Source organism: Streptococcus sp. HMSC067H01 (assembly GCF_001814775.1).
In the GTDB taxonomy this organism is placed as follows: domain Bacteria; phylum Bacillota; class Bacilli; order Lactobacillales; family Streptococcaceae; genus Streptococcus.
Genome location: NZ_KV817768.1, coordinates 1 through 15139 on the forward strand (window position 1 = coordinate 1; position 15139 = coordinate 15139).

Below are 15139 nucleotides of genomic sequence, written 5' to 3' on the forward strand. Positions count from 1 at the left end.
ATTTTTTTCTGTCTAACTTTTGGGGTGCAGTTCAATAACTACCTGACATTATGCGTTTTTATTATTATGAAGATTCTATGCTAGCTTGATAGACTGATCAATTGCTACTTGGCCTCATACCAAGTAACGCCTTCATTTTCATCAGCAATCAGGGGCACACTGAGTTGAATGGCTTCTTCCATGGTTTGTTTGACAAGTTTTTTAATGGCAGCTAATTCTGACTTAGGCACTTCAAGAACAATTTCATCGTGTACTTGTAACAGCATCTTCGTTTGATAACCACCTGCTAGCAAGGCTTTATCTAGCTGAATCATGGCGATTTTGAGAATATCTGCAGCCGATCCTTGGATAGGTGAGTTGATAGCTGTACGCTCTGCAAAGCCACGAATGTTAAAGTTACGCGAATTGATATCTGGTAACTCACGACGACGTTTGAAGAGAGTCTCTACATAACCCTTATCACGCGCCTCACGAACGACTTCATCCATGTAATTTTTGATACCAGGGAAGCGTTCAAAGTAAGTGTCGATGTATGCTTTAGCCTCTTTACGGCTGATACCTAGGTTATTGGATAAACCAAAGTCTGAAATTCCGTAAACCACTCCAAAGTTGACAGCCTTGGCATTGCGACGGTCGTTTGGAGTCACATCCTCAGGACGCTCAATTCCAAAGACCCGCATGGCTGTCGAGGTATGGATATCAGCTCCCTCTTGGAAAGCCTTGATTAAGTGCTCATCTTTAGAGATATGCGCCAAAACTCGCAATTCAATCTGTGAATAGTCCGAGCTGAGGAGGACACTATCCTCCCACTCTGGCACGAAAGCCTTACGAATGAGGCGGCCTTGTTCCAAGCGAACAGGAATATTTTGCAAGTTTGGATCCACACTAGACAGACGACCTGTCTGAGTTAAATCTTGCACATAGCGCGTGTGAATCTTGCCATCAGCTAAAATCCAATCCTGCAAACCAATCACATAAGTCGATTGAATCTTAGCAATCTGACGATAATCTAAAATTTTCTTGACGATTGGGGCAATAGGAGCTAGGCGCTCTAACACATCCACTGCTGTTGAGTAACCTGTCTTGGTTTTCTTGGTGTATTCTATAGGGAGACCTAGCTTTTCAAAAAGTAGTTCGCCCAACTGCTTAGGCGAGTTGATGTTAAATTCCTCACCAGCCAATTCATAAATCTCTTGAGTTAGCTTTTCAATGACAAGCTCATTTTCAGCTTGCATCTCGAGTAGAGTTTCTTTTTTAACCTTAATCCCAGCGATTTCCATCTTAGCAAGAACAAAGGCCAAAGGCTGCTCCATATCATAGAGAAGGTCTAATTGTCCGTTTTCACTTAATTTCTCAAGTAAGACAGGCTCTGTCTCAACCAGCACAGCAACCTTGCGAGCCAAGTGCTCCAAGAAGGTTTCTCTCTCAGGGATAGCTTTCTTGACACCCTTACCATAGAAGGTTTCATCATCGACTAGGTAAGTTTGACCATAGAGACTAGCGATGGTTGAAATTTCATTATTCTCAACAGTAGAGAGAAGGTATTTGGCCAAGCGACTGTCAAAAGCAGGAGCCTGCAAGTCCAAACTAAAGCGATTTAAGAGAACTTTAGCTTTCTTAAAATCATATACTTTCAGAGGTGTTTTTTCTAGAAAATCCTTGAGAATCGGATCCTGCAAGAGTTCCAGCTTATCTGTAGCATAGAGCTTGTCTCCACAAGACCAAGCGAAACCAATCAAGTCATCTGTATGGTAATTCTCACCAAAAAGTTCAAAGTGGAAGATAGAGTCGGCACTCAGCATGTCTTCACTCACTTTGTCCACCATGGTGAAATTCAAAGTTTCAGCTTGATTCGCCTGAGAAGCATTCAAGGCTTGTTTGAGCTGCTTAAAACCCATCTCATCGTAGAATTTTCCGAGGTTTTCAATATCTGGACCGCTATAAACCAAATCATCTAGACCTATCTCAATTGGCGCTTTCGTGTCGATGGTAGCTAGTGTTTTAGACAGAAAGGCTTGTTCCTTGTCATTGACAAGATTTTCCTTCATCTTGGAAGCCTTCATGCCATCGATATTTTCATAAATACCTTCCAGCGATCCGTGTTCTAACAAGAGCTTGATCCCTGTCTTTTCACCAATCTTGGTTACACCAGGGATATTATCTGACTTATCCCCCATGAGTGCCTTAAGATCAATAAACTGAACTGGGGTAATTCCCATCTTTTCCATGAGATATTCTGGTGTAAAGGCCTCAAACTCAGCCACACCTTTCTTGGAAATCTCGACCACTGTATGCTCATCCGTCAACTGAATCAAGTCCTTGTCTCCACTAACGATCGTCACATCAAAGGAATCCTTTTCAGCCAAGCGACCAAGAGTTCCAATGATATCATCCGCCTCATACTGGGCTAATTCATAGTGACGAATCCCAAGATGGTCTAGCAACTCACGAATAAAAGGAAATTGTTCACGAAACTCATCTGGAGTTTTAGCACGACCACCCTTATAATCAGCATACATCTCTGTACGGAAGGTTGTCTTCCCTGCGTCAAAAGCAACCAAAATGTGGCTTGGCTGGACACGTTCCAGTAGGTGATTTAGCATCAGGTGAAAACCGTAGATTGCATTGGTATGTAATCCATTGTCATTTTTAAAACGATCCAGCTGCTGATAAAGAGCGAAAAAAGCTCGAAAAGCAACTGAAGATCCATCAATCAATAATAATTTTTTCTTGTCCATACACCCATTATAAAGGAAAGCAAGGAAAAATACCATCGGGAAGAGTTAGATTATTGGTGAAAGCTTATTGGGGTGATTCTTCCACTCGCGCACCATTGCTGTCAACTTGGAAACCATCGATAGTCGTATCTACTGCCAATTCTCCAGATGCATTCACGTAATAATATTTCCCTGAGACTTGGAACCACTGACTAGTCTTCATAGCTCCCGAGTTTTCAAGATAATACCAAATGCCTTTGTCCTTTAACCAACCTGTCTGCATTTCGCCAGATGATTTCAGGTAATACCACTTGGAGCCATCTTTTAACCAGCCCGTGGTCATTGTACCATCAGCTTGTAAATGATACCAACTTCCATTTAGCTTCTTCCAACCGACTTCTTTCTGACCATTTTCATAATAGTACCAAATTGTTCCTTCTTTTTCCCATCCATTTTTAGAACGAGAGTTTCCTTCCAGCTGGACATATCTTCGACTACCAGTTCGTGATAGATAAGAAAGCCATTTATAGCCATCTTTTTCAAGAGTCTGATCATAATGAACGCTTTCCCCCGCATAATAATAATCGATAATAGTGGCAGTCAGTGAGGGCTGATCCCTAATGGCAGCTTTTTCTGTAAAAATATGTGTCCCGCTAGAGACGGGAGAAGGATGATAATTTCCTGCGCTAGTATTCCCCACATCTTTAAAATGAATAAATCCAGTCATAGAATTGGCCTTTACCGTTCGTCGATTATACCTTTCTCTGACTCCATAATTATATTCTTCAATTTCAATCATATCACCAAACACATTGGATACCCAAGCGACATGACCATACTGTCCGCTTGCATCCCAAGCGATAGAACCAATTGCTGGACGCTGATCTACACGATAACCTTCTCGTTTAGCACGATAACCCCAATCCTTAGCATTCCCGTACGCAGCAGGTAGCTCAAAACCATTGACACTACTTAAACGAAAGGCAGCGAAAGACGTACACTGTCTGGAATACATCCGCCACTTATCAATTTCTTGACTTCCATTTTTATAATAATAGGGATAATCATCTCCTCGTGCCAGTGATCCATTGTTTGCCTGATTGGCATGAACAGCTCCTCCACCAAACAAAAAAGCCCCCGCTAACAATAGAGAAGTTGTCCCAACAACTGTTTTTCTAAGAGCAAATCTCTTTTTACTTCCTGCTTTACTGAATGTCATTCATTCTCCTTCAAATAATTAGATTTTTGAGGTTGACCTCATCTATATCATTCGAAAGAAAAAGAAAAAAGTGAGAAATCTTCTCACTTTCACGATTATCCTTAATCCAAATAATGAATCAAGTTCTTTTCCGTTAAAATATCTGAATATGTGAAAGATTCAACATAGACATTAGCTTGCTTGTCTCCTTCAACATTTCCAAACTCAACGATGAAGAGCGAAGGATAAACCTCAATTAGTTTTCCTAAACGATTTTTTTGGCGTTTACGACCATTTTCTAGGGTCATTTCCACCACTTGTCCCTCATGCGCCTTAATTTCTTCTTTGATTTTTTTCATTTTAGCCACATCTGTAAATGCGTCTGTCATCTTGGTTCCTCCATCTTCGAAATACTTGAAAACTTATTATATTCTTTTTGGAAAATCAATTCTACCGTTCCACGTGCACCGCTACGGTTTTTCTCGATAATCACTTCTACCTTATTATTTGGGATTCCTTCCTCTTCTTCACCACCACGCTCATAATAATCATCACGATAGAGGAAGGCTACAATATCTGCATCCTGCTCGATTGATCCAGATTCACGAATATCAGACAAGACTGGTCTCTTATCTTGACGTTGTTCAACTCCACGGGACAGCTGACTGAGAGCTATAACTGGAACTTTGAGTTCTTTCGCTAAGATTTTCAACTGACGGGAAATCTCAGATACTTCTTGTTGACGATTTTCCCGACCAGTTCCTGTGATAAGTTGGAGATAGTCAATTAAAATCAAACCTAAATTCCCTGTTTCTTGAGCCAGTTTACGGGAACGGGAGCGAATTTCTGTGATCCGAATTCCAGGTGTGTCATCAATATAGATACTTGCATTAGCTAAATTTCCCTGAGCAATCGTATACTTACGCCATTCTTCCTCAGTCAATTGACCCGTACGGATAGAGTGTGACTCTACCAAACCTTCCGCAGCCAGCATACGATCGACCAAGCTTTCAGCACCCATTTCCAGAGAGAAAATAGCAACTGTCTTATCAAGTTTGGTTCCAATATTTTGAGCTATATTCAAAGCAAAGGCTGTCTTACCAACCGCAGGACGAGCTGCCAAAATAATCAATTCTTCCTCATGCAGACCAGTCGTCATATGGTCTAAATCTCGATAACCTGTCGCAATACCCGTGATATCTGAAGTCTGTTGTGAACGAGCTTCTAGATTTCCGAAGTTGATATTCAGAATATCTCGAATATTTTTAAAGCCATTTCGATTGGCATTCTCACTAACGCCAATCAAGCCTTTTTCTGCACGAGCAATAATTTCGTCAGCAGGTTGAGAAGCTTCATAGGCTAGGTTTACAGACTCTGTCAACTTAGCAATTAGGCGTCGAAGCATAGCCTTTTCTGCTACAATTTTAGCATAGTATTCCGCATTGGCAGAGGTCGGCACTGAATTGACAATCTCAACCAGATAAGACAAGCCTCCGATAGTTTGTAAATCACCTTGACTATCTAGTATCGTCCGAACTGTGGTTGCGTCAATAGCATCCCCACGATCAGATAAGTCAACCATAGCCTGAAAAATCAAACGGTGGGCATACTTAAAGAAGTCTCGTGAATCAATATATTCCCGGACAAAAACGAGTTTAGTCTCATCAATAAAAATGGCTCCCAAGACAGATTGCTCTGCTAGGATATCTTGAGGCTGAACACGTAGTTCTTCAACTTCTGCCATCAGACTTTCCTTCCTTTTACAAAATTGTCAACCAATCGTAAATTATGCTTCCTTGACACGGAGATTGATTACACTTGTCACATCTTGATAAATCTTCACTGGAACATCAATCAAACCAACTGCTCGAATTGGTGATTGAACTTGAATATGGCGTTTATCAATTTTAATACCAAATTGTTTTTGCAATTCTTCTGCAATTTTCTTGTTGGTGATAGATCCAAATGTACGACCATCTGGACCAACCTTTTCGACAAACTCAACGATTGTTTCTTCTGCTTCCAGTTTTGCTTTAATTTCCTTAGCTTCTGCAAGCATCTCTACATGTGCTTTTTCTTCTGATTTTTGTTTACCACGCAACTCACCAATAGCTTGAGCTGTCGCTTCCTTAGCAAGGTTTTTCTTAATTAAAAAGTTTTGTGCATATCCAGTTGGCACTTCTTTAATTTCACCTTTTTTTCCTTTACCTTTAACATCTGCTAAAAAGATTACTTTCATTCTTCTGACTCCTTTTCTTTTGTTTCATTAAAAATAACTGTTTTTAGTTTATCTCCTGCTTCTTGCAGGCTCATATCTGTCAACCGCGCTGCAGCTAAGTTAAAGTGACCACCGCCACCTAACATTTCCATAATTCGCTGGACATTAATCTTACTTCTACTTCGCGCAGAAATAGAGATCGCTCCTTGACTATTCTTAGCAAGTACAAAGCTGGCTTCTATACCTGACATGGCAAGCATAGCATCAGCAGCTTTACTAATAACTACGGTATCGTACTCTTTATCCTCTAAAGCTTGAGCAACTAGAATTGATGGTTGTACCATCTGCCCTTGTAAAATTAACTCATTTACTAATCGATATTCTTCAAAATCCGTGGCCGAAATTTCCTGAATGACAATACTATCACTGCCTCTTGTTCTGAGATAGCTTGCTACATCAAAGGTACGACTTGTTACGCGAGAGGTGAAATTCTTTGTATCCAACATCATTCCACCCATAAGAATACTAGCCTGAATACGACTCAAACGTGTTTTCTTAGAATTTTGAAATTGAATCAACTCCGTCACCAGCTCACTGGCACTGCTAGCTCCACTTTCTATATAAGTAATGACTGCATTATCTGGAAAATCTTGGTCCCGACGGTGATGGTCAATGACGATTGTCTGTGTAAACAAGTCATAAAACTCTTTAGATAAGGTCAAAGCCGTCTTGGAATGGTCAACCATCACAAGCAAGGAACGTTTGTTAACCATTGTCATAGCCTGGACTAAAGGAAGAAGTTTTGAAACACCCTCCTCTTCCAAATAGTTGATAGCTCGAGCGATGTCTGGAGACATCTGCGTAGGATCATAAACCACATAACTATCTTCCAGTACATTACTCGAAAACAACTGCATTCCAACCGCTGAGCCAAGAGCATCCATATCCAGATTCTTATGACCAACCACAAAAACTCGATCGACACTTTTAAGTTTGTCTGAGATAGCCGTCATCATGGCACGAGTTCGTGTCCGAGTACGTTTAACTGATGCTGCTGAACCGCCTCCAAAGTAGATTGGATTTTTGGTTTCATCATTCTCTTTTACAACTACTTGGTCACCACCACGAACTTCCGCTAAGTTGAGATTGAGAAGAGCAACCTTCCCAATCTGGTCATGATTCCCATCACCATAAGAGAAGCCCATACTCATTGTCAGAGGTAAATTCCGTTGCTTAGCTTCCTCACGAAAGGTATCAATCACAGAAAATTTATCCTGCATCAAGTGATCAAGTACGGTATAGTCCGTAAATAAATAGAAACGATCCATACTCACTCTACGCGAAAACATAGCATATTTCGTACTAAATTCTGAAACAAAATTTGCAACAAAGCTATTGATATGACTAATGTCTGATTCAGACGTTTCATTTTCCAAATCATCATAGTTATCAACTGAGATAATTCCGATTACCGGTCTACTTGTCACAAGCTCAACAGTTGCTTCATACTCACCAGAAACATCAAAAAAGTATAAGACACCCGAATTTCTATCCAAATGCACCGCATACCTTTTCTCACCAATATTGGCATAAGTACCAGGTGATGAAATCGAACTCTTTAAAATCATTTGAAATTGAGGAAAATCAATTTCTCCATCCTCAGTTGTCAAAATTAATTCAGCATAGGGATTGAACCACTCAATCTCACTACTGTTCATATTTAATTTAACAACCCCAACAGGCATTTGCTCAAGAAGGGCACTCAAACTATCCGTAGCCTGATGATTGATATACTGGATTTGCTCGATATCCGTTTTTTTGTAGTATTTTTTCTGGAAATTAAAAAGCAGAACATAGAATACTAAAAATAAAAATAGGCTCGCTATAGTGACAAAATCATCCTTTACAAACACAATCAAAATAGTCATCATCGTAAAGGTTACCATAGCAATCAGGTATATAAAAAAGGGATTTATTTCATTTTTTTTCATTCCAAACCTCTTGCGCATTATTATACCACAAAAGTAGTCAAAATGCGACTTTTAAAGAGGTATCTCTAGCTGCCAACTTCAGATTTCCAAACTAAAAAGTGGTTTACACTAGTGTAAACCACTTTTACAGACTAATCATTAAGATTCTTTAACTTCCAGAAGACCGATATCTCCATCTTCACGACGATAGATTACATTTGTTGTTTCGTCTTCAACATCTACATAGATGAAGAAGTCATGTCCCAACAAGTCCATTTGAAGAATTGCTTCTTCCAAATCCATAGGTTTCAAATCAATTTGTTTTGAACGAACAACTTTTGGTTGCACTACATCCAACTCTTCAACCAAAACATCTGTAAAGAGTTGACTTGTTGATACTTTATTTCTATTTTTACGCTCAATCTTTGTTTTGTTTTTACGGATCTGACGCTCAATCTTATCTGTCACCAAATCAATAGAACCATACATATCTTGAGAAATGTCTTCTGCACGAAGAGTAATAGATCCAAGCGGAATGGTTACTTCTACTTTAGCAGTCTTTTCACGGTAAACTTTCAAGTTTACACGTGCGTCCAATTCTTGGTCTGCTTGGAAGTATTTTTCGATCTTTTCGAGTTTAGAAACTACATAATCACGAATTGCTTCTGTTACTTCTAGGTTTTCACCACGGATACTATATTTAATCATATAAGTACCTTCTTTCTAAACATATTTGTTTTTCTAATTATATTATAACGCTTTCAAAAAATTATTGCAAACTTTTTCCTCATCTTGCGAGGGAAAAAGTTTTAATATTCTGACAACCAGCTCCTAAAAGCATACTTTTAAGACGATTTAAAGTAGTTCCCGTCGTGTAAATATCATCAAAGAGTAAGATATTTTCTGGGAGCTTTACACCATCTTTCAGGAAAAATGGAAACTCTGTAAGTAAACGATCTGCTCGATTTTTTGAAGAGCTAGCTTCGACTTCGTTTTTAACCAAAATATCCAGATATGTTAGTCCAGTCTCCTTTATCAAACCCTCTACTTGATTAAAGCCTCTACTTTTATAACGCTGCTCACTCAGAGGTACGATCACAATCTGATAACCCTTATACTTTTTTAACTCTGTTTGCAAAATTTTAGAAAATACCTTTCTAAGAAGATAATCACCATCAAATTTATAGCGACTAAAATATTCTTTCATGACCTGATTATAGGAATAAAGAGCCACATGATCAACCTTTACACCTTGTTTACACCAAAATTGACAATCTTGACAATTTATTGACACATCTTTTTTGAAACACCTAGGGCAATGGTTGTCACCGATACTCTCAAAAGACGATAGACAAGATTCACAAACTAGTTCTGCCTCCTTTTTTAAACAGAGTAGACTAGTAAAGGTTAACTCAGTTTGCAAGCCTTTATCACACAATAAACATTTCACACTCCTGCCTCCCGATTCATTTGTTTAATCTCCTTTATGGCTTTCTTAATGGAATAATTGAGTCCATCATGGAAAAATATTAGTTCTCCTGTTGGTCGATCCATACTTCTACCAACTCGCCCACCAATCTGTACTAAGCTTGATTTAGTAAATAGTTGATGATTGGCTTCCACCACAAAAACATCTACACGAGGGAAGGTGACTCCACGCTCTAATATAGTTGTGCTAATTAGTATCGTCAACTCCCCATCTCTGAAAGCTTGTACCTGCTCTAATCGGTCTTCTGTGATCGAGGATACAAAGCCTATGTTCTCGTTTGGAAATTGTTTTTCCAGGATCACCTTTAACTTCTCTCCCTTCTTTATCTCAGAAGCAAAGATTAGTAAGGGATAGGCTGTTTTCCTCTGTTTCTCGATGTATTTCTTTAGTGTGGGTGGTAAACGTTTTTTATCCAAATAACCATCAAAATTTGATAACCAGATTGGCTTGGGAACAATGAGAGGATTTCCATGAAAGCGACGTGGCAAACTGAGAAGCTTTAACTCCCCTTGTTTAACTTTTCTGTCTAACTCATCTGTTGACGTTGCTGTTAAAAATATTCTCAATCCATTTTCCTTTACACAATTATTGACAGCATGGTAAAGCACAGGATTATCAACATAAGGGAATGCGTCTACTTCATCCACAATCAATAAATCAAAAGCTTGATAAAATTTTAATAGCTGGTGAGTAGTTGCTATAACCAAAGGAGTACGAAAATAAGGTTGCGAATTCCCATGTAGTAGCGCAATCTCACATGCAAAATCATTTTGTAGTCGTTTATGCAGCTCTAAACAAACATCTATCCGCGGACTTGCCAAACAAACAGCTCCACCTTGATCAATCACCTTGGCAACAACTTGGTAGATCATCTCTGTCTTACCAGCTCCTGTCACCGCATGTACCAAAGTAGCCTCCCTCTTATCTACTGCCTGAAGGAGTCCTTGTGATACCCGCTCTTGAAATGGAGTCAGTTGACCTGACCATTTGAGTACATCTTGCTCCGGAAACCTTTCTTGCGGAAAATAATAGAGTTCTTGATCACTTCTTATTCGCTTCATAATCAAGCATTCTCGACAATAAAAAGCACCAACAGGCAAATGCCAATCTTCTTGTATCTGACTACCACATCGCTGACAAGATAGTTGCCCCTTCTCTTTTTTCATGGATGAAATTGGTTTTGCTTGCTGTCTCTCATCATAACTTAATTCTTGTTCCGTAAAAAGGCGACCGAGATAATTTGGATTTACTTTCATATTTCTTTATTCGTAAAAGGTAGAACTTTACGCTATTTTTTAGTACAATAAAACTATGGAATATAGAACTATAAAAGAGGACGGTCAAGTCCAAGAAGAAATAAAAAAATCACGCTTTATCTGTCATGCAAAACGTGTCTATAGTGAGGAAGAAGCTCGTGATTTTATCACATCTATCAAGAAAGAACACTATAAAGCTACTCACAACTGCTCTGCCTTTATTGTAGGTGAACGCAGTGAAATCAAGCGAACCAGTGATGACGGAGAGCCTAGTGGAACTGCTGGTGTTCCTATGCTAGGAGTTCTGGAAAACCACAACCTTACTAATGTCTGTGTGGTAGTTACTCGTTATTTTGGTGGTATCAAACTAGGGGCTGGTGGTTTGATTCGCGCTTATGCTGGTAGTGTTGCCCTAGCAGTTAAGGAAATTGGCATTATTGAAATCAAAGAGCAAGCAGGGATACAGATTCACATGACCTATGCCCAGTATCAAGAATATGGGAATTTTCTTAAAGAGCATAATCTCATAGAATTAGAGACAAACTTTACAGATCAAGTTGACACTATGATTTTCATTGATAAAGAAAAGAAAAACGGTATCAAGGCTGATCTCATTGAATTTTTCAATGGAAAAGTTACTCTAACTGACAAAGGTTTACGTGAAGTTGAAATACCTGTAAACCTATCGTAAAGAAAGGAAATATCATATGGCTTTTGGAAGATTAATTCAGGGACTCGCTGGAAACTTCAGTGAGCAAAGTAAAGAAGCTCTTACCAAGGAGTTTGGACAATATTTATTAGAAAATGAAGAAATTCAAAGCGGATATAAACTCATTCGTGACTCAATTATCTTTACAAATATCCGAATCATCTTTACAGATAAACAAGGGGCAACGGGACGGAAGATGTCTATCAAATCAATTTTCCTCATGAACATTGTCAATGTTGAAATGGAAACTGCTGGACTTGGGATTGATGATAGTGAGATTACGATTACTTATTTAGAAAATGCCTTTTTAAAATCTCACAATGAGCATTTTAATTCTCACAAATTTGAATTTCCAAAGAAAACTGATATTGTACCTCTTTACACCTATCTATTTGACTTAGCTTATCATAATCGTTTGAATATGAATGGTTTGAATCACTGATATAAAAAAATCCTATCACTCCGATAGGATTTCTATATTTTACAAAAGTTTAAGATAGCGTTATACTAGAAGCATCTTATATAAAGAGGTGCTAACATGGCTATTTATAACAACATCACAGAACTCATCGGTAGAACACCGATTGTTAAATTAAACAACATTGTACCCGAAGGTGCAGCAGATGTTTATGTAAAACTTGAAGCTTTTAACCCAGGATCATCCGTTAAAGACCGCATCGCCCTAAGTATGATTGAAAAAGCAGAACAAGAAGGTAATCTTAAACCAGGTTCTACCATTGTGGAGGCAACAAGTGGAAACACTGGTATTGGCCTATCATGGGTGGGTGCTGCTAAGGGATACAAAGTTGTGATTGTTATGCCTGAAACAATGAGTGTTGAACGTCGTAAAATTATCCAAGCTTATGGAGCTGAACTAGTCCTCACTCCTGGTAGCGAAGGAATGAAAGGTGCGATTGCAAAAGCGCAGGAAATTGCTGCTGAGCGTGATGGTTTCCTACCATTACAGTTTATTAACCAAGCTAACCCAGAAGTTCACGAAAGAACAACAGGAGCTGAAATTCTAGCTGATTTCGGAGCTGATGGTTTAGATGCCTTTGTTGCTGGTGTTGGTACTGGAGGAACTATTTCTGGTGTTTCTCATGCTCTTAAAACTGCTAACTCAAACATTAAAGTTTTTGCAGTTGAGGCAGACGAGTCAGCAATCTTATCAGGTGAAAAACCAGGACCTCACAAAATTCAAGGTATCTCTGCAGGATTCATCCCAGAAACACTTGATACCGAAGCTTACGATGGTATCGTTCGTGTGACATCAGATAATGCTCTTGCACTCGGCCGTGAAATCGGTGGAAAAGAAGGCTTCTTGGTAGGTATTTCTTCTGCAGCAGCTATCTATGCAGCAATTGAAGTTGCTAAAAAACTTGGAGCAGGAAAAAAAGTCCTTGCTCTCGCACCAGATAACGGTGAGCGTTATCTATCTACAGCGCTCTATGAGTTTGAAGTATAGTCTCCTAAATACACTAAGCCCTGAGTATGGGGCTTTTTGTTTACCTTCAAAGGGATTCCTCTGAGTTCCCCTCCAACAAAAGAAAAGGAAGCTGATTTGCTTCCTTACTTTTTTATTAGTTATTCAAGGCTGCTGCCATTGTAGCTGCAACTTCAGCTTCAAAGTCATTAGCTGCTTTCTCGATACCTTCACCAACTTCAAAGCGAGCGAACTCAACTACTGAAGCGTTAACTGATTCGAGGTAAGCTTCAACTGTCTTGCTGTCATCCATGATGTAAACTTGTGCAAGAAGTGTGTAAGCTTGGTCAACTTTAGTGTTGTCAAGCATGAAGCGATCCATTTTACCTGGGATGATTTTATCCCAGATTTTTTCTGGTTTACCTTCTGCAGCCAATTCAGCTTTGATAGCTTCTTCAGCTTGAGCGATTACTTCATCAGTCAATTGAGCTTTAGATCCGTATGCCAAGTGTGGAAGAGCTGGTTTACCAACCATAGCACGGCTTTCATTATCTTGGTCGATAACGTGGTTCAATTGTGCCAACTCATCTTTAACGAATTGCTCATCCAATTCTTTGTATGAAAGAACTGTTGGTTTCATCGCAGCGATGTGCATTGAAATTTGTTTAGCAAGTGCTTCGTCTCCACCTTCGATTACAGAGATAACACCGATACGTCCACCGTTGTGTTGGTATGCTCCGAAGTGTTGTGCATCTGTTTTTTCAATCAAAGCAAAGCGACGGAATGAGATTTTTTCTCCGATAGTCGCTGTTGCAGACACATAAGCTGCTTCAAGAGTTTCACCTGAAGGCATTGTCAAAGCAAGAGCTTCTTCGTTATTAGCTGGTTTTCCTTCAGCGATTGCTTTAGCTGTTGCGTTTACCAGCTCAACAAATTGAGCGTTTTTCGCAACGAAGTCAGTTTCAGCATTTACTTCAACAACTGCTGCAACGTTACCGTCAACATAAACACCAGTCAAACCTTCTGCAGCAACACGGTCAGCTTTTTTAGCTGCCTTAGCCATACCTTTTTCGCGAAGCAATTCAATCGCTTTTTCGATATCACCTTCAACTTCGACCAATGCTTTCTTAGCGTCCATGACACCAGCACCAGATTTTTCACGCAACTCTTTAACAAGTTTAGCTGTAATTTCTGCCATTTTGATTCTCCTATATTTTTTAAAAATAGGAGAGCCGGGCTAAGCCCCGCCCTCCTAGGTAATGATTACTTATTTGAATTAAGCGTTGTCGCCTTCTACAACTTCAACGATTTCTTCGATTGAGTCTGCTTGAGCTTCTGAAGCTGCAAATTCTGCTTCAACTGCTGCAACAGCATCTTCACCTTGGCGACCTTCAATGATAGCGTCTGCCAATTTAGCTGTAATCAACTTAACTGCGCGGATAGCGTCATCGTTAGCTGGGATGATTACATCGATATCATCTGGATCAGTGTTTGTGTCAACCATCGCTACAACTGGGATTCCCAATTTTTTAGCTTCTTTAACAGCGATTTGCTCTTTATGTGGGTCAACTACGTACATTACATCTGGGATACGAGGCATATCTTCGATACCACCCAAGAATTTTTCAAGACGTGCACGTTGTTTGTTAAGAAGTGCAACTTCTTTCTTAGGAAGAACTTCAAAAGTTCCATCTTCTTCCATACGTTTGATTTCTTTCAAACGAGCGATACGTTTTTGGATTGTTCCCCAGTTAGTAAGAGTTCCACCCAACCAACGGTGGTTGATGAAGTATTGACCTGAACGTACTGCTTCTTCAGCAACTGCGTCAGCTGCTTGTTTCTTAGTACCAACAAACAATACAACTGCATCGTTAGCTGCAGCATCACGCATGAAATCGTATGCTTGGTCAGCGTATTTCACAGTTTGTTGCAAGTCGATAACGTGGATTCCGTTACGCTCAGTGAAGATGTACTTAGCCATCTTAGGGTTCCAGCGACGAGTTTGGTGACCAAAGTGTACACCAGCCTCAAGAAGTTGTTTCATTGAAATTACTGCCATGAGTATTTCTCCTTTTTGTTTTTTTCCTCTTCTTGATTTCAACTTGCAAAACGACCCGAAGGCAACAGTTTCACAATTCATCAAGAATGAGTATTATCGT

The 15139-nt window shown here is 39.5% G+C and carries 14 protein-coding genes; 3 read left to right on the plus strand and 11 right to left on the minus strand.

Going from position 1 to position 15139, the window contains the following annotated elements:
* Positions 1 to 104: 104 nt before the first annotated feature.
* The 9 genes from polA to HMPREF2987_RS00455 form a co-directional block, all read right to left on the minus strand.
* Positions 105 to 2738, minus strand: coding sequence for a DNA polymerase I (polA, locus tag HMPREF2987_RS00415; RefSeq protein WP_075228885.1), 2634 nt, complete (start codon positions 2736 to 2738; stop codon positions 105 to 107).
* 64 nt (positions 2739 to 2802) lie between these two features.
* Positions 2803 to 3936: an SH3 domain-containing protein gene (locus HMPREF2987_RS00420; RefSeq protein WP_075228886.1), complete on the minus strand. Its 1134-nt coding sequence runs from the start codon at positions 3934 to 3936 to the stop codon at positions 2803 to 2805.
* A 101-nt stretch (positions 3937 to 4037) separates the two neighbouring features.
* Positions 4038 to 4304 (minus strand): Veg family protein, encoded by a 267-nt coding sequence (locus HMPREF2987_RS00425; protein ID WP_000128621.1) that lies wholly within the window; start codon positions 4302 to 4304, stop codon positions 4038 to 4040.
* Complete coding sequence (gene dnaB, locus HMPREF2987_RS00430) at positions 4301 to 5659, minus strand: replicative DNA helicase (protein WP_075228887.1); 1359 nt, start codon at positions 5657 to 5659, stop codon at positions 4301 to 4303. The genes HMPREF2987_RS00425 and dnaB overlap by 4 nt, the downstream gene beginning before the upstream one ends.
* Before the next feature lie 42 nt (positions 5660 to 5701).
* Positions 5702 to 6154 (minus strand): 50S ribosomal protein L9, encoded by a 453-nt coding sequence (rplI, locus tag HMPREF2987_RS00435; protein WP_075228888.1) that lies wholly within the window; start codon positions 6152 to 6154, stop codon positions 5702 to 5704.
* Entirely contained in the window at positions 6151 to 8079 is a 1929-nt protein-coding gene (locus HMPREF2987_RS00440) for a GGDEF domain-containing protein (protein WP_373878851.1), read from the minus strand. The genes rplI and HMPREF2987_RS00440 overlap by 4 nt, the downstream gene beginning before the upstream one ends.
* Before the next feature lie 183 nt (positions 8080 to 8262).
* Positions 8263 to 8811 (minus strand): ribosome hibernation-promoting factor, HPF/YfiA family, encoded by a 549-nt coding sequence (gene hpf, locus HMPREF2987_RS00445; protein WP_075228890.1) that lies wholly within the window; start codon positions 8809 to 8811, stop codon positions 8263 to 8265.
* Positions 8812 to 8890: 79 nt separating this feature from the next.
* Entirely contained in the window at positions 8891 to 9553 is a 663-nt protein-coding gene (locus HMPREF2987_RS00450; RefSeq protein WP_075228891.1) for a ComF family protein, read from the minus strand.
* Positions 9550 to 10848, minus strand: a complete 1299-nt coding sequence (locus tag HMPREF2987_RS00455) for an ATP-dependent helicase ComFA (protein ID WP_075228892.1) — start codon at positions 10846 to 10848, stop codon at positions 9550 to 9552. The genes HMPREF2987_RS00450 and HMPREF2987_RS00455 overlap by 4 nt, the downstream gene beginning before the upstream one ends.
* 55 nt (positions 10849 to 10903) lie before the next feature.
* Here HMPREF2987_RS00455 and HMPREF2987_RS00460 point away from each other — a divergent pair, with 55 nt between their 5' ends.
* From HMPREF2987_RS00460 to cysK, 3 genes are all read left to right on the plus strand, one after another.
* Complete coding sequence (locus HMPREF2987_RS00460; protein ID WP_075228893.1) at positions 10904 to 11539, plus strand: YigZ family protein; 636 nt, start codon at positions 10904 to 10906, stop codon at positions 11537 to 11539.
* 16 nt (positions 11540 to 11555) lie between these two features.
* Positions 11556 to 11999, plus strand: coding sequence for a PH domain-containing protein (locus tag HMPREF2987_RS00465; protein ID WP_045762425.1), 444 nt, complete (start codon positions 11556 to 11558; stop codon positions 11997 to 11999).
* 96 nt (positions 12000 to 12095) lie between these two features.
* On the plus strand, positions 12096 to 13022 hold the full coding sequence (gene cysK / locus HMPREF2987_RS00470; protein WP_075228894.1) for a cysteine synthase A: 927 nt from the start codon (positions 12096 to 12098) through the stop codon (positions 13020 to 13022).
* A gap of 115 nt (positions 13023 to 13137) precedes the next feature.
* Here cysK and tsf read toward each other — a convergent pair whose 3' ends face one another.
* Complete coding sequence (gene tsf, locus HMPREF2987_RS00475) at positions 13138 to 14178, minus strand: translation elongation factor Ts (RefSeq protein WP_000808093.1); 1041 nt, start codon at positions 14176 to 14178, stop codon at positions 13138 to 13140.
* A 78-nt stretch (positions 14179 to 14256) separates the two neighbouring features.
* Entirely contained in the window at positions 14257 to 15039 is a 783-nt protein-coding gene (gene rpsB, locus HMPREF2987_RS00480; RefSeq protein ID WP_000268462.1) for a 30S ribosomal protein S2, read from the minus strand.
* Positions 15040 to 15139: the final 100 nt, after the last annotated feature.